This window comes from Vibrio sp. 10N.261.55.C5 (assembly GCF_041470505.1).
In the GTDB taxonomy this organism is placed as follows: Bacteria; Pseudomonadota; Gammaproteobacteria; order Enterobacterales; family Vibrionaceae; genus Vibrio; species Vibrio crassostreae_C.
Map to the genome: position 1 here is coordinate 1 of NZ_JBFRMS010000035.1, position 23,353 is coordinate 23,353.

Consider the following 23,353-nt stretch of genomic DNA (forward strand, 5'->3'; position numbering starts at 1 on the left):
CGCTAATCCGCGATGAACCTAAAAAAGCGGCAATGAGCATCAGTAAGCCAAACGTTACAAGTTTCCATTTTTCTATCTGACGCAAAAGTCTTAACATCTATTTTTTATCTCTCATCAAAACGGTTCTAATAACGCTATGGCTTCCCTTATAAGGAAAGATTATACCAGAGTAAAATCAAGCGTTTTGCATTGAAACTTACTTGTCCATGTCTGCGGAAAATAAGCCTAGCTCTAATGTGCCCAACTTCGATTTAGAGCCTCCCTAAAAACAAACAATCATCACACCCGACTTCACTGACTTAACCCTCAAATCAACCTTGTATTGAATTGCTCCGTAAAACAAACCAAAGCGATGGAAATCGATTCGAAGTGATCGTTTTATCGGACTGTCATCTAATTTTTGTACTTTGATATAACAAATAGCTCAAAAATTATTGAGCGATCGTTCAATTGTATCAAATTTTCCACTATAGTTGATTGGTCAAACAACTCACAACAAGGAAAAGTTATGAATCCAAATACCGAATCTCAATCAACGCCGACTCGATCTATCCCTCAAGAAGCATTTGATTGGTACGACGAATATGCACACGGCCTGATTGATCGCAGAGAGTTTATGGCTCGTCTATCTGGGCTAGCTGTACTTGGCTTAACCATGACGACGCTAACTTCTGCACTGATTCCTAATTATGCGCAGGCAGAGCAAGTCTCTTTCAATGACCCTTCCATCAAAGCAACCTACGAGAAGTTTCCTTCACCTAAAGGACACGGCGAAGGCTATGGTTACTTGGTTGTACCCAAAGAGTTAGAGGGCAATGCGCCTGTTGTATTGGTCATTCATGAAAATAGAGGCCTCAATCCATACATAAAGGATGTGGCAAGACGACTCGCAGCGGCGGGGTTTATTGCGTTTGCACCTGATGCACTCTATTCGCTTGGCGGGTATCCAGGTAATGATGATGAAGGTCGAACGATGCAGAAGTCGCTATCAAAAGAGAAAATCGAAGAAGACTTTATCGCAGCGGCAAACTTCTTGAAGTCCCATGAAAAAAGTAACGGTAAGCTAGGCGCAGTCGGTTTCTGCTTCGGTGGCTATATCGTGAATATGTTGGCCGCTGTCATGCCAGAGCAACTCGATGCAGGCGTTCCATTTTATGGTACTCCTGCCGCACCAGATTTAAGAAAAAATGTAAAAGGCCCCTTGCTCATCCAATTTGCGGGAATCGATAAACGCGTGAATGCGACTTGGCCAGATTATGAAGCCGAACTCAAAGAGAACGAAGCAGACTACACAGCTTACATCTATGACGGCGTGAACCATGGCTTCCATAACGATTCAACTGGCCGCTATGCTGAAGAAGAAGCAGAGTTAGCTTGGAAACGTACACTTGAGTTCTTTAACCAAAAGCTTTCTTAATAGTTAGCTTTACTGAACCCGTTTTCTTTAGATTCCGAGTGACTGCCCTATTCCCTACAAAACCCAAAAGGCCTCGCACTCGCGAGGCCTTTGTTGGTCGGTAATCAGTTCCTCCCTTTTCCCATTACCAACAATAGGTTTGAGATGTAAACCAAGGGGGTTAGAAGGGGATTGTCGGTCGAGTCTCACGTACAGAAGCCTCGTTGATTCACTGACTTAACCGCTCATCAATGTAACTTCGCTTCAAACAAACCTATTGACCCGATCGCGCAAATAGATAATATAGATAGCTAGACGTCTACATGTCTTTTATTTATTAAATGGAGTTATCATGAACAGCTACAAAAAAATCACAGCATCCCTGTTGGCATTAGCTTTCGTATTCGGTGTAACAGGATGTGGAAAAAAAGACGAGGCTGTCATCAAGATTGGGGCGACAGTTGGCCCACATGCACAAGTTGTACAAGCTGTTGCCAAAGAAGCAGCAAAGCAAGGGATAAACATTGAACTCGTCGAGTTCTCAGACTATATCACCCCTAACGCAGCATTAGATGATGGAAGTATCCAACTGAACAGTTACCAGCATCAGCCATTCCTCGATAACTTTAATGCCAATCACGATAGCCAGTTAGTTTCTATCGGACGTTCAATTTTGATGCGTATGGGCGTTTACTCGAACAAGTACACTTCGCTTGATTCTATTCCCGAAAACGCTCGAATCGCGATTCCAAACGATCCAACGAATGGCGGGCGTGGACTATTACTGCTTGAAGATGCAGGGCTGATCTCATTAAAAGACAACGCTGGTTTCAACGCGTCTTTAAACGATATTGTTAGCAACCCGAAGAACATTCGATTTGTTGAAGTGGATGCCGCGCAGCTACCCCGCTCTCTTGACGATGTAGATGCTGCTGCAATCACCATGAACTATGTAATGTCGGCTGGACTCGACCCTAAGAAACAAGGCATTTACTTAGAGAAAAAAGACGCACCTTTAGCCGTGATGGTTGTAGCGGCTCGAGAAGAAGACAAAAATAATGAAACGTATAAAAAGATTATCTCAATTTACCACTCACAAGAGATCAATGACTTTTTAGACAGCACTTTCAAAGGCACCATCGAAGCCGCAAATTAAGCTAAATCGTTTCAGATTTGGCGTTGCATGATACTCATAAAGCAACGCCAGATTTGAGTTGGCGGGTTGTCGTTGACGCATTCCAGCTTCTTTTCAAATTAGAGAGCAAAGCTTTAGTTACTTGAATGGAGGTTGAAAACCATATCGTCAGAGCAGATTATGTAAGCATAAAATTCAATTAAATCTGGGGGCTTTGCATGAAAAAAGAAGTGATACTTTTTGATATAAACGAAACGGTTTTAAATTTGGAGTCATTACAGCCTAAATTTAAAGCGGTGTTTGGAAAGGAGGATGCATTATCACTTTGGTTTTCAAAGCTTTTACACTCTTCAACGGTTTGCATCGCAACAAACGTAAAATCTACTTTTTCTGAATTAGCGAATGCAGCGCTCAACGCTATTGCACAACGGTACAAGTGTGATTTAACGGCGGAAAGCAAAGGTGCCTTGTTAACTTCTTTTGCCAATCTACCACCGCACACAGATATCAAAGCGTCTTTGCTCAAATTGCGCGAGAACGGGTTTAAAACCGTCGCTTTTTCCAACTCATCCCTCGATCTCATCACTTCTCAAATCAAGAACTCAGGCTTAGAAGATTATTTCGACACCGTCATTTCCGTTGAAGAAACAGGCAGTTTCAAACCCAATTCAGATGTGTATAACTTTGCAGCCGAAACTTTAAAAGAGCCTGTCGAAAACCTTCGTCTTGTCGCTACTCATGATTGGGACACTCATGGTGCGCTATCCGCTGGCTTACAAGCAGCCTATATAGACCGAACAGGAGTTGAGTATCATTCCTTGTATTTGAAACCGGAGATTAGCTCAAGGACGATGAATGGTGTGGTGGAACAAATAATTAAGCACAATTTAGACAAGTAAAATCTCAAGAGACTTTTCTACTCCTGATTCGATACAACCACCCTGTAGTGGTCAACAAATTCCGGACACTGACTTAACCGCTTTGATCAACCTTGTGTTGAACTGCTCTGGTTATAGAGACGCTGTCGGTTACCTAAAAACTGCAGTTACCTAGCAACAAATATAAGCTAGCAACAAATATAAGCTAGAAACTACTGTAAGAATGAGGAACGCGTTTGTCTTCATCCCAGCCTAATAGCTCAATATTGATCAATGATTTGCGCTGCTCATTACACAGTGAAGCGATATTGATGATAGGCAGTTGACTACGAAACTGCGCTGTAAGGATGACCTTTTTACTTTCGTTAAGGCTGCTTCTGCATTGCCGCAAAATCGCTTCAGTATCTAGTTGGTGTGCGTTCTCGATAATTTGGATATCAGCATTCTCTTGATAGCAATCTATCAACCAAGATACAGCAGGCTCTTCTATGCTGGTGAGCACGATGACATCTTTTGTTGTGACCAATTCTTTGAGTTCAGATAGTTTGAGTTCAGTTTCCATAGTTACCCTCATTCAGCAGCAAATACATTAAAGTCGATTGCCCAGTTTAGCCTGTGCTAAGTGGTAGCCTCTGTCGATCATCTCTTGTGAGCGATCAAACTCTAGGGTGCCACAAGCATTGCGTGGGATCTCAAGCGTGATATCGGCGGGGTAAGCGGCCAACTTTTGGCGAGCAATGGTCGATTGCATCGCATCAAATGCTTGGTTGGCAATATCGTAAAAAGCAAAGTTGAAGCTCATTTTGCTTTTTACACTGCTACCGAGGTTATCGATAAAATGCACAACCTTCTCATGCAGGTTGCTCTCTTTTGTTGGCAGGGAAACCGGTATCACTTCCTGTTTAACCATTTCAGGTTCACCACCTAAATTCACAGCTAGTGTAAAGTCTGTATTATCACCAAAGGTAGGCGCAATCGGTACGGGATTAAGAACGCCGCCATCAATCAGCACTTCTCCATTGATAACGTGAGGGGTCAAGAACAGTGGCAAAGAGATAGAGGCGCGAATGGCATCAAACAGAGAACCTGATTGCAGCCAAACCTCTTTTTCATCGGCGACGTTAGCGGCAACTGCGGTATAAGGGATGGGCAGATCTTCAATTGAAATCTCGCCGATCAGTCCACGCAGAGTGTCGATGATCTTGTCCCCTTTGAACATACCACTCGACTGCCATGAAAAGTCCAACAACATCGCCATATCACCTTGGTCGATACTGGTGACCCACTCTTCAAATTCATCCAACTTGCCCGCAGCGTAGACACCACCGATAAGTGCGCCAATTGAACAGCCAGAAATGGATTTTATCTGATAGCCATGCTCAATTAACCAGCGGATGACTCCAACGTGAACCAAGCCTCTTGCGCCACCACTGCCAAGTACCAATGAGATCGTTTTTGCCATCATATTAATCCTTTAGTTTTAAATTCTAGGTGGGCTAACTCGCCGATTTACCAATTCGCCGATCTCAACTCACTGAATCACTCTCAGTCCATACGGGTAATGAAGGTTTGCTCGTCATCGACAAAAGCCACGTAGTCGCCGTGATAGATAAAAACCCGACCACGCCCTTCAACGATACACGCAAGCTGTGGGTTCAAATCTTCTTCAATATCTCTACTTTGAAAAGTGCCGGTATCGGTGATCACACCGCGGAGTTTAGGCAAAAATCCATAACTGCGTTTGGCTTGATCAATCAGGCTCAACTCGCTGGCGGTAGAAAAGCAAGCTGGGATTGGGCCTGCATCTTCGATAAACATAGTTTTCAGTTCTTCAAAGGCTGTAATTACCAGCCAGTCGATGCCATTTACGTGATGGATAAACATTGTTTATAAATACCTAGTTTCTCGATAACTCTAATGCGGAGATTCTATCACTATCAAGTGCAGAACGTGGGAGAAATTAAGGGACTACAAATAACCAGACACATACTATCTACAGGGTCTAATACTAGTCGTCCGACTCTACGACTAATGTCTAACCGACTGAGTCTATTTGTTTTTTTTGGTTTGGTATAAGGTACTAACAACTAAATGTTAATGGGTTTTTAATTATAAGTTGACGCATTGTTTACACTTCATACCGTGAGTCAACAACGTTTGTTGGAATAACACACCTAAGAGTGTGAACGAAAGGAATCAAAATGAGCACTACTTTAGAGTCCGCACATATACAAACAGAGAAGCCTCAAGCCAATGAGGATGAACTCACCTATGAACAACAACATAAACCAAGCTCAGAGTTTGAATCCCGAGAACAGTATCTAGAACACGAATTGCAAATCATGTCGCCTAAGCGCTGGCGTCCAAATTTGCCGTTTAAAGATTATCGATTTGAGATAGAAGACACCATCCCAGCGATGGCGGCGACCATTGGTAAAGTGGTTATGGTGGGCGCGATTGCAGCCACCTTTGCTGGGGCTCTCGGATTAAATGAAGACTTCATTCTAGAAAACGTTCGTTATGAACTGCTCATCGCCTCTGTTTTCATTATTATTTTCTCTGGCTTTTTATTGCCGACTGCAAACCTCGCAGGGACCCACGGCCCACTTATCCCTTTGATTCCGATTGTGGTTGCAGCAGGTGGACACCCGATGGCGTTTGGCCTGTTGATTGGCGCTTTTGGCCTCATCTTAGCCATCAGTAAAGGTGGCAGCATGTTGGCCAACCTCACCAGTAAAGGCGTGTGTGGCGGCTTATTGCTCTACCTCGGCTTTGTTGGAACCGCCTCTCAAGTGAAAAAGCTTTTCGCTTGGGCTGAAGGAATCGGTATGAGCCACATCGCGTTTGTGGTGATCTTTTGCACCATTATCTTGTACGCGCTACTGGAACACTTCCGCAAACGTTGGTTAGCAGTACCTCTTAGCTGCTTGTTGGGTGGTACGATTGCATTTGCCATGGGCGCCCCATTTGCTTTCCACACTGAGCCAGGCTTGCCCAACATGAACCCTATGTATTGGTGGGGCGAAGATACAGGTTGGATGCTAGGCCTGCCGACGATTGAACACTTCATGGTGGTATTGCCGTTTGCGATTCTAGCCGTGGCGATGTGGTCGCCAGATTTCTTAGGCCATCAAGTATTCCAAAAGATCAGCTACCCAGAGCGTACCGAAAAAGTACATATGAACATCGACGACACCATGACCACGGCTTCAATTCGTCAAACGTTCGGTTCTCTGCTCGGTGGTACTAACTTTACATCTTCATGGGGTACTTACATCGTACCAGCGGCGATAGCTAAACGCCCTATTCCTGCTGGCGCGCTGCTCGCAGCTCTGTTCTGTATCATCGCCGCAGTTTGGGGTTACCCGATGGATTTAGCTATCTGGCAACCTGTACTGTGTGTGGCGCTGATTGTTGGGGTATTTGTTCCATTGCTAGAAGCTGGAATGGAAATGACGCGTGAAGGAAAAACCACACAGTCGGCAGCGATTGTTGTGTTCTCTTCAGCGCTCGTTAACCCTGCATTTGGCTGGGCTCTCACCATGCTGTTAGATAACTTAGGCTTAGTCGGTTGTAAAGAACGTAGTAGTGAACTGAGTAAAATGAGCCGCTGGGTATTGCCTGGCATTATGTTTATTGTGCTAAGTGGTGTAATGGCATTGGTTGGCCTTCTACCGGGGATTCCAGCGATTATCCCAAGTTTTCGTTAAGCTCGATTAATATTGAGTTTTAGTCGGAACACAAAAAGGCCTCGCAATCGCGAGGCCTTAGTTTTATCTATCGAACGGTTACAAGCGCCCTACTTCACTAACTTCACCGCTTTCATCAACGTGTGTTTAACTGCTCTGATTATCTAGCATTGAGAAAGCCCTGAGTCTTCAATGTAGTAAATGCGGTAATCTTTGATGTATTTTTTATTAGCTTCTCAATCGGTTGACCATTGACGAGAAGCTCAAAAGCTACGAGCAGTTTATCCGTGAACCATTAACTCACCTGCCAAATATTTCAAGCTTCGCCTTCGGTCAGATAAAAACAAAGACGAAGCTTTAAATGAGGTAAAAACACGTATCGTGACGACAAAAGCAAGTTTATTTCACTTATTTGGACTAATAATAAACCGCCCAAAAGTAGTCCAAAGTTAATAACTCACTACAGAAAGAATCTAAAACTCGAAGATATATTCAAAATTAATGTTTCGATGCTAGAGGGAGCTGTATAAGTTGAAAAAGCGATACTATTGAACTATCAATAATAATCATGCAAAAGCACGAGTAATACTGAATAGTATAAAAGACGATAGAAAAAAGGGAGTTTACAATGAAATTTTTTAAGTTTCTTTCAACTTTTTCGCTTGTGTTTTTCATTACAAACACAAATTCCTTTGAACTAGATCTAAAAAGTAAACTACAGAAAGATAGTCGAGAGGTCGGGTTCGACAATACTAAGACATTTAAAGGAAAAGGTAAGCCTGTCCATGAAAACCTTATTGTCAAATCAGTTATGGCTGCTGAACTTCCTGGTTATACGTTCAAGGACAAAGTTAAACTAATTGAAGATTTAGTTATTGGAGTAAGGTGGAATGATGATCCCCTCCAAATGTTTCGGAAGCACCTTTTTATAGCAGTCTTGTCTTTTTCTCACTCATGCAAAAGAAAAACATCTCTAGAAATCGATGTTGACTGGGATCTATTTTATAGAACTCATTGTGGAGATATGCAGTTTCTTCACGCTATGGCGTCAAAAGAAAATGAAACCGCTCAATATACGTATCAAAATATCATCTCGTGGATGGAGTTTAGCTATAAAACTGCTACGGGTTCCATGCCTTCAGACCTTCGTTTTCGTAGCGTGCATTATCGAATGGAACCCGATACCTCAACGACCTTCAAGGAAACGATGATCTCAAACAATGAAGGTAGAAGCATGTGGCGAGCTGAAGGAATGTTTAGCTTTGATTGCACAAGAACAAAGGTAAAGCGGAAGCTTAAATGCACTCATTCTAAATATACGAAAGAAACGACGAGAAACATCGCATTGGGTTCGCTTCTCCACGTACTTCAGGATTCATATTCGGAGTCTCATACTAAACGAGATGACCAAGCTCGTATAATGGCATATGGTGCATACAACCTACAAGATAGAAAAATGCATGCAGAGAAAGATAAATCTGCTTACGCTGTACTTGAAGGGGAGTTAGTTAAACTTTCAGCTGGTATCATTGATTCTGTAATAAAAGATAGGAAGAAAACATACAAGTTTGACAAAGTAGTTCGGCATGATCTAGATAGTTGGTCAGTAGTAAAATCTAAGTACATAGAGCCTGCTTTGCGACCCGTAGATATGAGCGAGACTTCAAGTAGTCTTGGCCTTGTTAAGAACTAAAATAGGTATCTGCACGTAGCAACTCGCCTGTAGTTGACGATCGTCTTTTTACTTCGTGTAGTATTAATTATTTCCACTGTATCCCTCCGAGCCTAATCTAATTAGCTCGACAGCTTTAGGTATATTGGTCTTTAAGTCCTAGACACATCATTTATAGTAAAGTATCCACCATAAATGATGTGTCCAATAACAACAGGAAACTCTCGATAACAATGATTGCATCCCAACATTGTCCTGTTTAAATCCTTTACTAGGTTAAATCCCTTTTAGAGATTTCTTGGCTACCCAATAAGAAAGATTGGTCAAAAGATTAGTTTGCACCTTAGTAAGTTCGACCACTCCCCTAAGGTTTTCAAAGAAGGTGCCGTAGTGAGGAAAATCCTCTAGCCCTTCTTGATCGCCAATCAATCGCTTCTTCTTCGCAATCAATGTCGTAAGGTCCTTGTCTTTCAATTTGTTCTCCCAGGCAGAACTTCGACAGTTATATACCCAGGTAATCTCGACCTCAAGACCGCCTTCGATTCCATAATGATCGTTGCTCGTAGTTACGAGCTTACTTTTCGTAAACAAAGCAGTTTTAGCAATGTACTCTTCACTACTAGATTCCTTTTTCACCAGTTGAGTGAATTGTTCGATGAGTTTGCTCAACTCTTCTTCACCATTATCAAATACCACATTGACAGCAAAATCTCCTTTCTTAAATAAGTTATCGATAGGTACGAATAGAGCTTTCACCGATTTGTTCAGTCCGCTATCCAACGGCTTTTTAATATTGGGAGAAAATGGTTTCTTGGTATTCACAAAAACCACAATTTTGGTCATCTTTCGTGCCAGTAATGGCATGATGCCAAGATTTTCCAGATGGCCCCCGTCCGAATGGGGATACTCCTCAGAGACTGAGTGATCCCCTTCTAATGTATTCAATGGCATGTGATTAAACTCAGGGAAGCCAAGAGCTCCTAATCCTATATTGCTCGTTATTTCTTGTGGTGCTGCGCCAGTACTGGCCATAATATCATTTAGAGAAAAAGCTTTTTCATTAGTGATATCGAAGCTCCTTACGGGAGCTTGCTTCACCAGCAGTTTTTCGCGACCTTCTATGTCTCGCTTGCTGTAGGGACCAATACAGTCATAACCACAACTCGTGATATATCCACCGCCAAAATAGTCATTACTACTCCAAAGATCTTTATCTATATGACCAACCCTTACTCCTGAATAAAAGGGGGTATATTCCACATGATATTTCTTGTCTGAAGCTAACCCATCTTCATTTAGTAAAGTCGCCCCAAGAATAAGATAAGGTGCCCCTTTGCGTGCCTGATAAAAATCCACTTCAGCATTAGAGGGAAAGCCTTGTCGTGTTAAGGCTTCGGTCTCTTGATCGAAAGTAAAATAGCGACTCGGGTCGTGCAGCCCATAGGGTTTTAAAAACACTTTACCAAGTGAGTAAGCAAAGCTCTCATCTCCTTTTAGCTTTAAGCCACCAGCAACAAGTTTACTTACGAGCGGAGAATCTGTAATCGCACTTTGCATTGATTTGGGATGTACAGATTTGCTGTTAGAAAAGGTGATACTCTCAGGATCGCGTATCCCACCAAAATACTGATCTGTATCTTTGGTGTAGGTGAATGGCGTTGCCGCCCACCCCCCTCCGGATACTGCCGAGATATATTTAACTCTAGGCAGCAAGCCTAACTCATCTAATGCCTTAAGCTGTCCCAAAGTACATGCAGCTGAACGTGTACCTCCACCGGAAAAAGCGACACCTAAATCTCTGTTTGCATAGTCTTCCTTAAAGCTCAACAATTCAGCCTCAGGGAAATGATTCTCATCAATCCACTTACGAGACCAATAGTCTACATAGAATTTACTCATCATTATGTTCTCTCTAACCATTGACATGATTAAAGTTAGTTAAGCCCCTTGAAATATGCAAATGATAGACTATATAAGCTTGATGATTAGGTTGCCGAATCAGATCACCTAACGACAGGTTTCCCAAAATAAAAAAGCCCCGCAATCGCGAGGCCTTGGTTTTATCTATCACCGATTACATCCATATTTTAACAACTACAGCGCCCTACTTCACTGGCTTCACCGCTTTCATCAACATTGTGGAATGGTTCTAGTAGACCAAAGCCTCCCCCTCTAGCTCCCCCTCGAATGGAGTGACCCGATCTCTTGAGATATAGGAATGAGGGGGAGAACATTCTTTGTCGCTGAACATATAGCAGCACTTGTCACGATCGGTATTCAGTTCCTCCCCTTTATCGTTGCCAACAAGAGATTGGAGATGTAAACCAAGGGGAGGTAAGGAGGGGATTATCAGCCTATTCTCACGTGCAACAGCCCTACTTCACTGACTTAACCGCTTTCATCAACGTTGCGTTGAACTGCTTTGGTTGCTCAAGCATTGGGAAGTGGCCTGAGTCTTCAATTGTATTCGCTTTAGACCTTGCTCAATTTTCAATAACAACGTGCCAAGTCACATTTATACCTCTTGCTAAGTATCTATTTTCAATAGAATTATTTAATATTCAATAACTAAACAAATGGTTAATACCAAACAATTACATTATTTATATAGTTAGTGGTTCTAGAAAATGAATAAAACGATACTCGCAGCATCAGTGGCTGCATTATTACTCACTGGTTGTACGGTGAGACACGATAGAGAAGCCATGGTGGACAACACCAAACAGGCATCAGAACTCGATATCTATCAGAATGACAATTACGAGCAATACAGCCAAGCAATGCAAATCATGTATGTTTACACAGAGCGTGAGCCGACTAAGCTAGGTAATGCCGATGTTCTGGCGAAAGATTACTACGATAAAGTAGCAATCAAAAACACGGTCAGTACCACCGCAACCGCAGCCATGTTAATTGGCAACCTGGCATCAAACCTCGATATAGCGACGTTCTTTTTGGGCACGCAAACAGCAGACAAACTTCCTTACGCCTTCAAACGTCAGCACAATATTGCTATCGAGCCTATTGGCGATGATGTCACTTACGACTCAATCTATCGCGAAGACTTAGATCGCTTAAAACAAATGATGAAGCAAAAATATCCGAATGCGGAAATTTTTGAGTTTGAGCAAGATTTTCTCAATGTTAGAAATACAAGTGTCAGCGCAATGGATATTACCAAACCAGAATGTGCCGAGTTTAGACAATCTGCCGAATTTACGCCTGATACCACTTTTGTTGAAGATGAATTAGACCACTGCTTTCTTTCGAAACGTAGGCCAGACTACTTCAAGAAAATTGTAGAAGGTGAGATTGATTTCATTGAGGGTGTACCACAAGCAAATCGTTACCTAGTGTATTCTGTTTCTGACGAAATGATGGCAACCAGCGAAAACCAACGCTACTTCTACCGCTATGTTCCTTACTTCGGTTGGATGGACTCAGCTAAACAAGAAACATACCAAGCTAACCCTGAAAAATTCAAGGCTGATGTAGAGGCAATGAATACATCGCCTTACCCATATCTTTATCGCTACTCGGATAACAAGGTATTACTCTTTAAGACAGATGCGACCATATAACCTTTTCAGGTTGAGGTACCCCAAGAAACAAAAAGGCCTCGCACACGCGAGGCCTTAGTTTTATCATCACCGATTACATCCACCTTTTAACAACTACAGCGCCCTACTTCACTGACTTAACCGCTTTCATCAATGTAGTGTTGAACTGCTGTGGTTGCTCTAGCATTGGGAAGTGGCCTGAGTCTTCGATGTAGTAAATGCTGTAATCCTTAATGTGTTTCTTGTTCGCTTCTGAATCCGTTGGCCATAGACGAGCGTTGACCAATATTACTGGCACATTCACGTTCTCATACACGCGGTGAGCTTCGCCTGTCACGTATTGACCTAGATAATGGCGGAACTGGTTTATCGCGATAGCTGGCGGTGCTGATGCCATGTCTTGCGTTACCCAATAAAGTAAATCCGCGTCTACGTCTTTTGGTAGCGAGTCTTTCACGAACATAGTAATGCCCGCTTGGAAATCTGCTTCAAAAGGTTTGGTCATTGCGTCTAGATCGCTTTGTGATACCGCTAGTGCGACGTTTTGCGATGTGTCTACACCAATAATACTCTTCACTCTTTTCGGCATCAGTTTAGCGGCTTCTGCAATAACACCACCCGCCATGGAATGGCCGACTAAGATGACAGATTCGAGTTGTTCTTTCTCGATTACGGCTTTGATGTCTTCGGCGAATGCAACCATAGTGTACTCTTCGCGGTTAAACGACGAGTTACCGTGCCCTGCTAAGTCCATGGTGATCACTTGGTACTGCTTTGAAAACTCACTCACTTGGTTTTGCCACAGCCTACTGTCTAAGCTCCAACCATGAATGAAGATCAGCGCTGTCTCCCCACTCCCACTTTCGCCATACGCAATTTGCTCACCATCGTGAGATATCGCAACACCGTACTTAACCGTTGAATCATGAGCCATGGTATTCATGCTACCAAGCGCCATGAATACCAAGAGTGTGATGTTTAGAATTAAACGTTTCATAGTGTCTCTCTACTTACTTTGGAGGAAACACAGAAAGTGCCCCTCTCAATCAATGTAGTCACTATAAAGTGTGAAGTTGTAGACGGGTCAAGGGGACTTTAAGAGCAGTAACATTTGTATTACAAAGAGGAGATACGGTTCTGACTAGCTAATTTTCGGCCAAAGCTTTACGCCTCGACAAACCAAGTTTGTAATCTGATATCTTTGACATAAAAAGGCTAATAACTAGCAACGATCGAGAGCATTACTCCCCTGATTATTTGACTTTTTTAAGACTTAGAATGAAATTTAAAGAATTAAATGCAAAAGTACTGTCTGGTTCTACCTGTAACCAAAACCTTAACTTTCCCTCAAGAGACTGAAGGTAATAAGGGTTTTTAATCTTAAGTTTACTTATATGTGATATGAGACCAAACTTTTTAATATAATGTATCTCTTGTTTAATTAGTCGTCTGGTTGCTCTAGGTAGGGCTAGCATCTCACCTTTGACTGATAAGCCCGTAATTATTTTCTGCTTATTACCAATGATTAAGCTTGTTTTCTTCTCATTCACTAATAAACCTGATTCTGTAATAATTTCTGAGATTATAGTTATGAGTTTGTGAGGAATATAAGCTCCTGAAAATGCTAAGTCATCAGCATAACGAGTGTAATTTAGCTCATACTTCTTCGCTAGTTTGAATAAACGACTGTCCAAATGTTTAAGTAGAACATTACTTAAACACGGACTCGTAGCTGCTCCTTGTGGAAGCGCACCATCGATACAACATAAAGATGCCAAATAATATGAAATATTACGTGGATAACCTAAACTTGAATAAAAGTTAATCACCCAATTTATAGGTATCGAAGGAAAAAAATCTTTCAGATCCATTTTTAAAATGGCTTCTTGATTCAAATGAGGAGTTGCATTACTAATAATCGACCTGGTCTCTCGATATGCATGAGTGCAAAAATGAGGTTGAATAGTCTTTAGTATATTTTCATATATCCAAGTTTGACATGAGAGCAATGAGGGGTATGGAGCAGTTATCTTTCGTTTTCCACCACGCTTTTTAGGAATTGAAAATTCTCTATAAAAAAATTGTGGGCTGTTAATCATTTTTTGTAGTTCAGTAAGTTCAATACCAACTAATTTTGATAAATGTTCAATTTCAAAAATAACGGGAAGATTTTGGGGTATTAACTTCTCAACATAGTCCATATATTGAACTGTTAAGTCTTCAGAGATACCTCGGTCTTTGAGGAATATATTCCAATTATCAATTGCGATTTTATGTGATTTTTTCATAGGATAATGACTTGTAGAAGCTACCTTCTATACTATGCACCTACATTAAAGTCTTGCAGCCTTTCGCTTGCGAAAGATGTGAGACTTTAATGCCGTTAGAATAGCGAAGCTATTCACGCTAACTAACAATTTTTATCTTCACCGAAAATTGTTAGTTGTGGTTAACGCTAACCTTAGTCTGGGAGCGACTACACTCCAACATACTAGCTTCTACAAGCCAGGCTCGAATATATACTAACCTAATGGTTATGAAAAGAATTTTTTGTCTAATAGGCTTATGCTTGGGATGTATAATTCAGAAGATGCCATCTTAGGCGCTAAAAATCTTTCTGGAATATCTCTCCAAGAGCGTCTCTTTTTATCAGAACTGCTAGAAATGGCTAGCTCAATACCTTTGGCTGTAATGACAAAGAAGTCGTCATGCTCTTCCTTGATTAGCTTTTTTTCGGATAACAAGCGTATAGTCTTTGAAAAGTCTGAGAAAGAAATATCAAGCCTACGGAAAAAGCTAAAAGCATCGAGGCCTTTGGATGATTTCCATATTACTGTTAGCGCTTTGAGTTCGCTTGTTGATAACTTTGGCATTAGGCATCTCCCATAGCTCTTATTAAAAGTGTCTCTCTATCTGTGTTATCAGCAAAAAATGGCCACCAAAATATAGGAAATACACTATTGGGAGTGTTTCCATCATCTCTTGTATATAAAGACTCAGTTCTACCATATCCATAGTATGGAAGATCTCTACCTTTATAAGATGTAGACAAAATTGCTTCTAGCTTATCCATAGTTGCAAATTTACTTGTGATTTCTTGACCGTGATAATAGTCAGAAATCCCCTGACCAATTGTTAAATAGGAAGTTAGTTGAACATTGTTTTCTTGTGCGTACTTGATTCCAATACTTGATGCCGCTATCGCTTTTACTTGTATTGATACATTGTTGAAACCATTGTCAGAAAATAGTTTTTCAAGCGTCCTAACTCTACCGACTATAGTTTTTCCGCTTCCTACAAATTCGTCAACGAGTATAATATTTGAGTGTACACAGCCCAACTTTTTATACTGCTTCAACGACTTTTGAAAATTAGTGACAGTAATGTGTTGTCTCCACTTTAATTTTTCAAATATAGGCTTAAGAGAGTAAAGTACAAATTGAGCACTATCTGTATTGTAGTCTCCTGTCATCGCTACAATTTGGGTCGTATCATCGGTCAAGGTGGGCTCAGTAACAATATCTTCAACTAGTTCATTGATTAGAGCACTAAATTTTTTATGTGAAACATGTGTAAATCTTTCAAGTAATTCAAGAATCAGCTCACGTTCTTCATCCGTTTTACAGTCTGAAAAAAGAAGTTGTTGTAAATCATCGTCTTTATCTTCGAGCCACGGTTGCTTTTGGGTTAGCTTAAACAAGATTCTAAAAATGTTTTGCTTCATTTTTTCACTTCAGAAATTGAACATGACAAAACTTCAATATGAAATTATGTAAATAACAATTTGATAATACTTATATTAGGTTAGGATTTCCATCTTTAGGTTTGTTTTATCGATATAAAGAGGGGAATACGATGGATTTGTTACTCAACTAGATGATAAACACACTCCTATAGTTCTATACAAAGCGAAGTATCATCCGAACACACCTGATTAAACAGACCGTATAAATAGGTTTTGTTCAATTTTCAATCAGCATTTTATTTTGCTCTCACTCATAGCAACAAAAAGGCCTCGCAATGCGAGGCCTTTGATTTTTCTATCTATCAGAAGAGATTAGTCGCGAAGTGCTGCGCCGAATTTCTCTGAGATTGAAGCTACGATAGCATCTACTGAACCAGCGATGTCTGCATCTTCAAGTGTGCGCTCTACAGACTGTAGGCTAAGTGCGATAGCTAGGCTCTTCTTACCTTCTTCAACACCTTGACCAACGTATACGTCGAACAGTTTAGCGCCTGTTAGGAATTCGCCACCAGCAGCGATACACGCTTCTACGATGTCGCCAGAAGCGACTGCTTCGTCAACAACTACTGCGATATCACGACGGTTTGCAGGGAACTTAGATACGGCTACTGCTTCTGGAAGCACGCGAGTGTTGATAGCTGCCCATTCGATTTCGAATACGATAGTACGGCCGTTAAGACCAAACTTACGCTCTAGTTCTGGGTGAACAGTACCAATGATACCCACTTCTTTGCCGTCTACTACGATAGCCGCAGTTTGACCTGGGTGAAGCGCTGGGTGCTTCGCTGCTTTGAAGCTGTATGCGATTTCGTTTGCAGAAAGCTCAAGAACTGCTTCTAGGTCACCTTTAAGATCGAAGAAATCTACAGTGTTAGTTGCAATGTCCCAGTGCTCTTCGCCACGAGTACCAGAGATAACGCCCGCAAGCATCATTTCTTGGCGCATGCCGTTTTCAGCCGTTGCTTCAGGGATGAAACGTAGGCCTGATTCGAATAGACGAACGCGAGACTGTTGACGCTTCTGGTTGTGAACCACTGTGTTTAGAAGACCTTGGATTAGGCCAAGACGCATTGCTGACATGTCCGCAGAGATTGGGAATGGCAGGATTAGCGGCTCAACACCAGGTACAACAAGCTTTTGCTGTTCTGGTTCTACGAAGCTGTATGTGATTGCTTCGTGGTAGCCACGGTCTACAAGAAGGTCACGAACGCGCTTAAGCGGTTGGTCAGCTTCTTTGTGGTCATTCATTTTAAGTGCCGCTTTAGGCGCTTGGTTTGGAATGTTATCGTAACCGTAGATACGACCTACTTCTTCAATTAGGTCTTGCTCGATTGCGATATCAAAACGCCAAGATGGAGACTTTGCCGTCCAACCTGCGTCCGTAGTTTCCACTTCACAACCTAGACGAGTTAGGATTTCTACCACGTCTGTAGATGGGATTTCGTGACCTAGTAGGCTATCTAGCTTAGCGCGACGTAGAGCAACTACGTTTGCTTTAGGAAGTGAGGCTTCAGATTCGCTGCCGTTTACTGGCGCAACTTCACCACCACAGATTTCAACTAGAAGCTGTGTTGCACGCTCCATAGCTGCTGCTTGTAGCGTTGAATCAACACCACGTTCGAAACGTAGAGAAGAATCAGTGTGAAGGCCGTAAGCACGTGCGCGACCACGGATGTGATCCGGTGCGAAGAATGCTGCTTCAAGAAGTACGTCTGTCGTTTCAGTAGTAACACCTGAATCTTGACCGCCAAAGATACCAGCGATTGCTAGTGCTTTGTTTTGGTCAGCGATAACAAGCGTGTTGCTGTTTAGTTCAGCTTCGTTGCCATCTAGAAGTGTTAGCTTTTCGCCCTGCTCTGCTAGACGAACCACGATACCGCCTTCGATCTTAGCGAGATCAAATGCGTGCATTGGTTGGCCTTGCTCTAGCATCACGTAGTTTGTGATGTCTACAACTGGGTCGATTGAACGGATACCACAACGACGCAGTTTTTCTTGCATCCAGATTGGAGATTCCGCTTTCACGTTTACGTTCTTAACCACACGGCCAAGGTAACGTGGACAAGCATCAGTTGCTTTGATTTCAACAGATACTGTGTCTTCAATGCTTGTTGCAACAGCGTCAACTGTTGGCTCTGTAACGTCTGCGCGGTTTAGTACGCCAACTTCACGAGCAAGGCCACGGATGCTGAAGCAGTCTGCGCGGTTTGCTGTTAAGTCTACATCGATAGTTACGTCGTTAAGCTCAAGAAGCTCACGTACGTCCATACCTAGCGTTGTGCCTTCTGGCAGCTCAAGGATGCCGTCAGACTCTACGTCGATACCTAGCTCAGAGAAAGAACAAAGCATGCCGTGCGATGGAACGCCACGTAGTTTTGCTTTCTTGATTTTGAAGTTACCAGGCAGTACTGCGCCAACTGTTGCTACTGCTACAGTTAGGCCAAGACGACAGTTAGATGCACCACATACGATGTCTAACAGCTCTTCTTCGCCGATATCAATTTTAGTTACTTGTAGTTTGTCTGCGTCTGGGTGCTGACCGCACTCAACCACTTTACCTACTTTAACGCCGGTGAATTCACCAGCAACAGGTTCTACATCGTCAACTTCCAAACCAGCCATAGTGATTTGGTGAGCTAGCTCTTCGCTGTTAATTGCAGGTTTAACCCACTCGCGTAGCCAAGATTCACTGAATTTCATAGTTTCGACTGCCCCGGATTACTTGAATTGTTTAAGGAAACGAAGGTCGTTCTCGAAGAACGCACGAAGGTCATTTACGCCGTAACGAAGCATCGTTAGACGCTCTACACCCATACCGAATGCAAAACCAGAGTATTTCTCAGGGTCGATGCCAACAGAGCGAAGTACGTTAGGGTGAACCATGCCACAGCCTAGAACTTCTAGCCATTTGCCATCTTTACGTTTCACGTCAACTTCAGCTGAAGGCTCTGTGAACGGGAAGAATGAAGGACGGAAACGCACTTCAACTTCTTCTTCAAAGAAGTTACAAAGGAAATCGTTAAGAATGCCTTTAAGTTGTGCGAAGTTTACGTTCTCATCAACTAACATACCTTCCACTTGGTGGAACATTGGCGTGTGAGTTTGATCGTAGTCGTTACGGTAAACACGACCCGGAGCAATGAAGCGGAATGGCGGTTTGCCGTTTTCCATCGTACGGATTTGAACACCAGAAGTGTGCGTACGTAGCATTAGATCAGGGTTGAAGAAGAAAGTATCGTGATCAGTACGAGCTGGGTGATCGTCTGCGATGTTTAGTGCATCAAAGTTGTGGAATGCATCTTCGATCTCAGGGCCAGACTCAGTGCTAAAGCCAAGCTCACCAAAGAACTGTTCGATACGCTCAACTGTGCGAGTAACTGGGTGAAGACCACCGTTCTCAATGCGACGACCTGGTAGGCTCACATCGATAGTTTCTTCAGCTAGTTTCGCTTCAAGCTCTGCACGTTGTAGTGCGTCTTTGCGAGCTGCGATCGCTTGTTGAACAGCACCTTTCGCTTTGTTGATCTCTTGACCAGCAGTGCGACGCTCTTCAGGTGGAAGTTTACCTAGGCTTTGTAGTTGAAGAGTGAGTTCACCCTTCTTACCTAAATACTGAACTCGCACTTCATCAAGTGCGACTAACGAATCTGCTGTATCAATAGCAGTCGTTGCATTAGCAATGATCTCTTCTAGATGTTGCATCATTTCCTCATCTACCAGTTGGTAGTGTCCGTATCGGATGATTAGTTTTTTAGATAGCTACACATAGTAATCAAACACGCAACCAATGCCAAATTGAATCGCTAAAAGAACAAGTTATTGCCTAAAAACACGGCAAATTTAACAGGATATTAATGAGGAGTAGGAAGAAGTGGAACAATTACAGGTTCCACTTCTTAATTTGGAAATGACCTGAAGGCTAGATCTGAATAGAACAAACGCTGTTCTTCCCTGCGTTTTTTGCTAAATAGACGGACTCATCCGCCGCTTTAATCAATTCGTTCATGGTTTCGAATTCTTGGGTCATTTCAGCGACACCGACACTAATACTGCCAATCCAAACTTGATGACTGGTTTCAACCTCTAATTCAGACACTTTCTGTCGAGCGGTTTCCGCGATGTACATCCCACCTTTAAGGTCGGTGTTTGGGCAAATAACCAAGAACTCATCGCCACCTAACCGGCAAACAATATCATCATTACGGAACGTGTTTTTCAGTTCACGCGAGAGGGTTTGTAGCACCAAGTCGCCTGCATCATGGCCGCTGGTGTCATTAATGCGCTTGAAGTGGTCGGCATCAATCATAATACACACTAAAGGCATGCCCAGTTCTTTGGAGTCTTGCCAATGCAGCGCTAACTGTTTAAAAGCACTACGACGGTTATGCAAATTAGTAAGAGAGTCGGTTAATGACAGTTCTTCAAGTCTCTTATTCGCTCGTTTTAATTCTGCCGTACGTTCCTCAACTTTATCTTCGAGTAACTGGTTGAAGCGTAACAACTGTTTGTTTCGTTCAGAGACTTGTTCAAACAGGCCGTTAAGCGCAGCCAACAGCGGGACAGTCGCAGAATCTTGCTGCTTTTCTTCCGCTTCAAAGGCTTGCAGAGGTGTCGCGCCCTCTTCTATCGCGGTCATTTGTCGCGCCATGTTTTGGTCGATGCCGAGGATGTGGTAAGCAAGCCAGTGGATCAATAAATCAAGTAACTGCCGTGCTGACGACTGATCTTCTTCCATGATGAAAGCTTGCATACTGTAGATATCTTGCATAAATACACGATGCACTTTGATATGCTCTTCAATGTGTCGCTCATACACACCGCAATCTCTCATCAAAGATTCTTCTTCTTTAAAGTGAAATTCGGCATAGCATGTGAGATCGAGTAAAGCGACGTTTATGTCGTCGATAGAGATAGTGTTCTCTGACAACAGATTTCCGTAGTGGTTGATAATACCAACAAGATATTGATGCTGTTCATCTACAACACCAATGCCTGTTTCAAAGTTTTTATCCCAATTAAATGAATTCATAAATCCCTTAAGGCCGATACCACCAGCACGATTTACATGCATATTCGGAGGTTATAGATACTGAAAAAATATAACCATTTTACCTGTAGGTTTATTCGATTGTTTGATCCACTTTATAAAAAGACGACTTTGAACATTCTAAATATGGCTCATCTTAAATTTGAGACGTCCCCCCCAACAGGAACGCCCCACGAAGCTAACACTAGAAATAATATTCCAACGCCATCTCAACAAAGTCATCCTTGCGTGCGAAGAACAACAAGTCTTCTGGGGTTTCGTTCTCAAACAACCAAGCATTCAGTCGCCACTTGAGATTGTTGTTGATGCGGCTTGAGGCTTCCAGCTTTGCACTGTAGACATCGCTGTTATCTAAGTCTTGTGTGATGCCTGTAAGCACTTCGGTTCCGTCTTCATCATTCAAGGCGAAACGGGCGCCAAGGAACACATCGTTTTGGCCGATGGTTTGGGCATTGTTGCCTCGGCTGTCATACAAGTATTCCGCAATGAAGCCGATGTCCCAATACGATTCAAGCGCTCCAACCCAAGTGTATTCAAAGCCTGTCGCCACGCCGGTATGGTTGTCGTAGCTGTCGCGATAAATGCTTTCCAGCTTCCATAACCAGTCACCGATAATGCCTTGAACATCCAATCCGAAGTGTTGCATTTGGGCGTAGTATGGCTTGAGTTGATTGCCTTCCACACGGTAATAAGGGTCGCGGTTTGTGCCGCCTAAGTAGCTTAAACCGACATCCCAATCACCGTACATTTGGCTGTAACGCAATGCCACATCAACGTGTTTTTCTTCTCGTGAAGATTCGTAAAGCGCATGGTCCGATACTGGCACGGTTGGCCTTAATCGACCGTCTTCGCCTGCGAAGGTACGCTCACGAAAATACGGCAGTAACATGGCGTCTATGGTGCCCCACTCTTTTATCGAGGTGAAGTGCACCATAGGCTGACCTAACTTGGATTCGCCATCGACCGATTCAATGGCATCGGTCTGGTTTACCACATCCACTAAATGCGCCGATTCGGTTACGCCCCAAAATACCTTTCCAACACCCGCTCGCAGTTCGTAATCATCCCAATAGGTTAAATACAAGGCTTCGCGAATATCACCATGAGTTCGTTCATCGTCTTCACTGTCTAGGCGATAAAACGGGGTGAAGGTAATGCTGCCGTTGCCCTCTTGTTGCTCCCAGTAAAACTCTGGCTGCAACACCAGTGAGCTTTGTCCTTTGTCTTGCCCTTGTAAGCCGTCGCTAAAGAACTGCCTATGTTCAAGGTTAACCTGCCCTGCGATATCAGGACTAAAGCCTGCCGCCACACAAGGCAACGACACCTGCATAAGCCCGACGGTCGCCGCCAAGGTTAAGGATAATTGGGTTCCTGTTGCCACAATCCTTTTCATATTCCTGCCTTATTTCGCACGTTTTAGTGTGTTCTTTTGGAAATCCTTGTCTTTAAGACCGGTCTGGAACACTAAATCTGTCGTGGTTAATACGGTGCTTTTGCCTGTTTGATGGTTTTGCATCGCCATGGTGTGTGCGCGCCAGTATTGGTTTAGGTACTGTTTGTAATCTTGGAACGATAGAGTTTTAAGCAGTGCGCCTTTGCGGTCGTAAAACTCGACTTTCATTGGGCGGTAGTGCTGTTGGTCTAGCCATACCTTTTGCATGGTGTAGCCTGAGTTTTTATCGGTCGGTACTTGCTCTAAAACAAAGGTGTCTACGCCTTCCAGTTTCGCGTCTTCAATGTAGTTGAAGGTGTACTTTTCAAGTTCAAACGAGCTTAAGTCCTCATACGCAAATTCACTGCCCATAAACGGGCCAGATTTGTTGCGTGAAGAGATGCGTTTTACACGCTTGAGTGCAGGAAGATACAACCACTGGTCATCGGATTTGGTGATGTGCGAATGGTTTAGGAAAGCCGTGCCTTTTACGTCGCGTGGTTCATCAAAAATGGTTAAGCCTTTGTCGCCATCGTCATCGACTTCCAAAGATTTCAATCGCATCAGACGTGTACTGCTTTCGCCCTGCTTGTTGCGAAGTAGCATTTCCATGGTTGCGACAGAATCGCCCCACCCGACATCGACCGCTTTGCGTTGTTCGGCAATTTCTAAGCCTTTCGCTGGGTCTGCTAATGCTGGGAAAGCGGCGAATGTGCTCAGTGCCAACGAGCTAACAGTAAGTAATGTAGTAGCGAATGTTTGTTTAACGCTTTTCATAAATATCTCCTTGAGTCAGCCC

General features: G+C 42.9%; 19 protein-coding genes and 3 pseudogenes. 7 read left to right on the forward strand and 15 right to left on the reverse strand.

All coding sequences use genetic code 11. The annotated features are described in order from the left end of the window. The first annotated feature begins 508 nt into the window (after window positions 1-508). The 3 genes from AB4263_RS13820 to AB4263_RS13830 all read left to right on the forward strand — a co-directional run bounded on the left by AB4263_RS13820 (window position 509) and on the right by AB4263_RS13830 (window position 3,430). Window positions 509-1,417 (forward strand): dienelactone hydrolase family protein, encoded by a 909-nt coding sequence (locus AB4263_RS13820; RefSeq protein ID WP_017059076.1) that lies wholly within the window; start codon window positions 509-511, stop codon window positions 1,415-1,417. A 331-nt stretch (window positions 1,418-1,748) separates the two neighbouring features. Further along, on the forward strand, window positions 1,749-2,552 hold the full coding sequence (locus AB4263_RS13825) for a MetQ/NlpA family ABC transporter substrate-binding protein (RefSeq protein ID WP_017059075.1): 804 nt from the start codon (window positions 1,749-1,751) through the stop codon (window positions 2,550-2,552). Window positions 2,553-2,749: 197 nt separating this feature from the next. Then, window positions 2,750-3,430 carry a haloacid dehalogenase type II gene (locus tag AB4263_RS13830; protein ID WP_017065459.1) on the forward strand — a complete coding sequence of 227 codons (681 nt, stop codon included), beginning with the start codon at window positions 2,750-2,752 and terminating at the stop codon, window positions 3,428-3,430. 184 nt (window positions 3,431-3,614) lie between these two features. On the opposite strand, the gene AB4263_RS13835 is transcribed toward AB4263_RS13830, so the two are convergent. The 3 genes from AB4263_RS13835 to AB4263_RS13845 form a co-directional block, all read right to left on the reverse strand. Beyond that, on the reverse strand, window positions 3,615-3,983 hold the full coding sequence (locus AB4263_RS13835; protein ID WP_372098384.1) for a hypothetical protein: 369 nt from the start codon (window positions 3,981-3,983) through the stop codon (window positions 3,615-3,617). 15 nt (window positions 3,984-3,998) lie between these two features. After that, window positions 3,999-4,871, reverse strand: a complete 873-nt coding sequence (locus AB4263_RS13840) for a patatin-like phospholipase family protein (protein ID WP_017070388.1) — start codon at window positions 4,869-4,871, stop codon at window positions 3,999-4,001. An 83-nt stretch (window positions 4,872-4,954) separates the two neighbouring features. Next, a complete protein-coding gene (locus AB4263_RS13845; protein ID WP_017059071.1) occupies window positions 4,955-5,293 on the reverse strand; it encodes a hypothetical protein in 339 nt (112 codons plus the stop codon). Between the two features lie 317 nt (window positions 5,294-5,610). On the opposite strand from AB4263_RS13845, the gene AB4263_RS13850 reads away from it, so the two are divergent. Beyond that, on the forward strand, window positions 5,611-7,119 hold the full coding sequence (locus tag AB4263_RS13850) for a DUF3360 domain-containing protein (RefSeq protein WP_372098385.1): 1,509 nt from the start codon (window positions 5,611-5,613) through the stop codon (window positions 7,117-7,119). A gap of 89 nt (window positions 7,120-7,208) precedes the next feature. Here the strand turns inward: AB4263_RS13850 and AB4263_RS13855 are convergent. Further along, window positions 7,209-7,358: pseudogene (locus AB4263_RS13855) on the reverse strand (alpha/beta hydrolase); the annotation flags it as partial. Between AB4263_RS13855 and AB4263_RS13860 the strand changes: the two are divergent. Together AB4263_RS13860 and AB4263_RS13865 are read left to right on the forward strand one after the other, a co-directional pair. Next, window positions 7,349-7,459, forward strand: a pseudogene (locus tag AB4263_RS13860) (Lrp/AsnC family transcriptional regulator); the annotation flags it as partial. The pseudogenes AB4263_RS13855 and AB4263_RS13860 overlap by 10 nt on opposite strands. Before the next feature lie 267 nt (window positions 7,460-7,726). Continuing rightward, window positions 7,727-8,791 (forward strand): hypothetical protein, encoded by a 1,065-nt coding sequence (locus AB4263_RS13865; protein ID WP_108100096.1) that lies wholly within the window; start codon window positions 7,727-7,729, stop codon window positions 8,789-8,791. A 255-nt stretch (window positions 8,792-9,046) separates the two neighbouring features. Here AB4263_RS13865 and AB4263_RS13870 read toward each other — a convergent pair whose 3' ends face one another. Beyond that, complete coding sequence (locus tag AB4263_RS13870) at window positions 9,047-10,672, reverse strand: hypothetical protein (RefSeq protein ID WP_372098386.1); 1,626 nt, start codon at window positions 10,670-10,672, stop codon at window positions 9,047-9,049. Between the two features lie 473 nt (window positions 10,673-11,145). After that, window positions 11,146-11,232, reverse strand: a pseudogene (locus tag AB4263_RS13875) (alpha/beta fold hydrolase); the annotation flags it as partial. 165 nt (window positions 11,233-11,397) lie between these two features. Here AB4263_RS13875 and AB4263_RS13880 point away from each other — a divergent pair. Further along, complete coding sequence (locus AB4263_RS13880; RefSeq protein ID WP_372055771.1) at window positions 11,398-12,351, forward strand: hypothetical protein; 954 nt, start codon at window positions 11,398-11,400, stop codon at window positions 12,349-12,351. Window positions 12,352-12,454: 103 nt separating this feature from the next. Here the strand turns inward: AB4263_RS13880 and AB4263_RS13885 are convergent, their stop codons facing one another. The 9 genes from AB4263_RS13885 to AB4263_RS13925 form a co-directional block, all read right to left on the reverse strand. After that, window positions 12,455-13,327, reverse strand: coding sequence for an alpha/beta fold hydrolase (locus AB4263_RS13885; protein ID WP_372098387.1), 873 nt, complete (start codon window positions 13,325-13,327; stop codon window positions 12,455-12,457). A 256-nt stretch (window positions 13,328-13,583) separates the two neighbouring features. Then, complete coding sequence (locus AB4263_RS13890; RefSeq protein ID WP_372098388.1) at window positions 13,584-14,618, reverse strand: reverse transcriptase family protein; 1,035 nt, start codon at window positions 14,616-14,618, stop codon at window positions 13,584-13,586. Window positions 14,619-14,864: 246 nt separating this feature from the next. Further along, on the reverse strand, window positions 14,865-15,203 hold the full coding sequence (locus AB4263_RS13895; RefSeq protein WP_372098389.1) for a hypothetical protein: 339 nt from the start codon (window positions 15,201-15,203) through the stop codon (window positions 14,865-14,867). After that, window positions 15,203-16,054 carry a hypothetical protein gene (locus AB4263_RS13900; protein ID WP_372098390.1) on the reverse strand — a complete coding sequence of 284 codons (852 nt, stop codon included), beginning with the start codon at window positions 16,052-16,054 and terminating at the stop codon, window positions 15,203-15,205. The genes AB4263_RS13895 and AB4263_RS13900 overlap by 1 nt, the downstream gene beginning before the upstream one ends. Before the next feature lie 333 nt (window positions 16,055-16,387). Further along, window positions 16,388-18,775, reverse strand: coding sequence for a phenylalanine--tRNA ligase subunit beta (pheT, locus tag AB4263_RS13905; RefSeq protein WP_372098391.1), 2,388 nt, complete (start codon window positions 18,773-18,775; stop codon window positions 16,388-16,390). 18 nt (window positions 18,776-18,793) lie between these two features. Next, complete coding sequence (gene pheS, locus AB4263_RS13910) at window positions 18,794-19,777, reverse strand: phenylalanine--tRNA ligase subunit alpha (RefSeq protein ID WP_004734764.1); 984 nt, start codon at window positions 19,775-19,777, stop codon at window positions 18,794-18,796. Window positions 19,778-19,994: 217 nt separating this feature from the next. Then, complete coding sequence (locus AB4263_RS13915) at window positions 19,995-21,104, reverse strand: GGDEF domain-containing protein (protein ID WP_029235308.1); 1,110 nt, start codon at window positions 21,102-21,104, stop codon at window positions 19,995-19,997. 202 nt (window positions 21,105-21,306) lie between these two features. Next, window positions 21,307-22,515, reverse strand: a complete 1,209-nt coding sequence (locus AB4263_RS13920) for a hypothetical protein (RefSeq protein ID WP_372098392.1) — start codon at window positions 22,513-22,515, stop codon at window positions 21,307-21,309. 9 nt (window positions 22,516-22,524) lie between these two features. After that, a complete protein-coding gene (locus AB4263_RS13925) occupies window positions 22,525-23,331 on the reverse strand; it encodes an outer membrane lipoprotein-sorting protein (protein ID WP_017060448.1) in 807 nt (268 codons plus the stop codon). Window positions 23,332-23,353: the final 22 nt, after the last annotated feature.

What these genes read in the sequence shown, in the direction of transcription:
- AB4263_RS13820 (WP_017059076.1), top strand. Translation starts at nt 509, where the DNA reads ATGAATCCAAATACCGAATCTCAATCAACGCCGACTCGATCTATCCCT.
- AB4263_RS13825 (WP_017059075.1), top strand. Translation starts at nt 1,749, where the DNA reads ATGAACAGCTACAAAAAAATCACAGCATCCCTGTTGGCATTAGCTTTC.
- AB4263_RS13830 (WP_017065459.1), top strand. Translation starts at nt 2,750, where the DNA reads ATGAAAAAAGAAGTGATACTTTTTGATATAAACGAAACGGTTTTAAAT.
- AB4263_RS13835 (WP_372098384.1), bottom strand. Translation starts at nt 3,983, where the DNA reads ATGAGGGTAACTATGGAAACTGAACTCAAACTATCTGAACTCAAAGAA.
- AB4263_RS13840 (WP_017070388.1), bottom strand. Translation starts at nt 4,871, where the DNA reads ATGGCAAAAACGATCTCATTGGTACTTGGCAGTGGTGGCGCAAGAGGC.
- AB4263_RS13845 (WP_017059071.1), bottom strand. Translation starts at nt 5,293, where the DNA reads ATGTTTATCCATCACGTAAATGGCATCGACTGGCTGGTAATTACAGCC.
- AB4263_RS13850 (WP_372098385.1), top strand. Translation starts at nt 5,611, where the DNA reads ATGAGCACTACTTTAGAGTCCGCACATATACAAACAGAGAAGCCTCAA.
- AB4263_RS13865 (WP_108100096.1), top strand. Translation starts at nt 7,727, where the DNA reads ATGAAATTTTTTAAGTTTCTTTCAACTTTTTCGCTTGTGTTTTTCATT.
- AB4263_RS13870 (WP_372098386.1), bottom strand. Translation starts at nt 10,672, where the DNA reads ATGATGAGTAAATTCTATGTAGACTATTGGTCTCGTAAGTGGATTGAT.
- AB4263_RS13880 (WP_372055771.1), top strand. Translation starts at nt 11,398, where the DNA reads ATGAATAAAACGATACTCGCAGCATCAGTGGCTGCATTATTACTCACT.
- AB4263_RS13885 (WP_372098387.1), bottom strand. Translation starts at nt 13,327, where the DNA reads ATGAAACGTTTAATTCTAAACATCACACTCTTGGTATTCATGGCGCTT.
- AB4263_RS13890 (WP_372098388.1), bottom strand. Translation starts at nt 14,618, where the DNA reads ATGAAAAAATCACATAAAATCGCAATTGATAATTGGAATATATTCCTC.
- AB4263_RS13895 (WP_372098389.1), bottom strand. Translation starts at nt 15,203, where the DNA reads ATGCCAAAGTTATCAACAAGCGAACTCAAAGCGCTAACAGTAATATGG.
- AB4263_RS13900 (WP_372098390.1), bottom strand. Translation starts at nt 16,054, where the DNA reads ATGAAGCAAAACATTTTTAGAATCTTGTTTAAGCTAACCCAAAAGCAA.
- pheT (WP_372098391.1), bottom strand. Translation starts at nt 18,775, where the DNA reads ATGAAATTCAGTGAATCTTGGCTACGCGAGTGGGTTAAACCTGCAATT.
- pheS (WP_004734764.1), bottom strand. Translation starts at nt 19,777, where the DNA reads ATGCAACATCTAGAAGAGATCATTGCTAATGCAACGACTGCTATTGAT.
- AB4263_RS13915 (WP_029235308.1), bottom strand. Translation starts at nt 21,104, where the DNA reads ATGAATTCATTTAATTGGGATAAAAACTTTGAAACAGGCATTGGTGTT.
- AB4263_RS13920 (WP_372098392.1), bottom strand. Translation starts at nt 22,515, where the DNA reads ATGAAAAGGATTGTGGCAACAGGAACCCAATTATCCTTAACCTTGGCG.
- AB4263_RS13925 (WP_017060448.1), bottom strand. Translation starts at nt 23,331, where the DNA reads ATGAAAAGCGTTAAACAAACATTCGCTACTACATTACTTACTGTTAGC.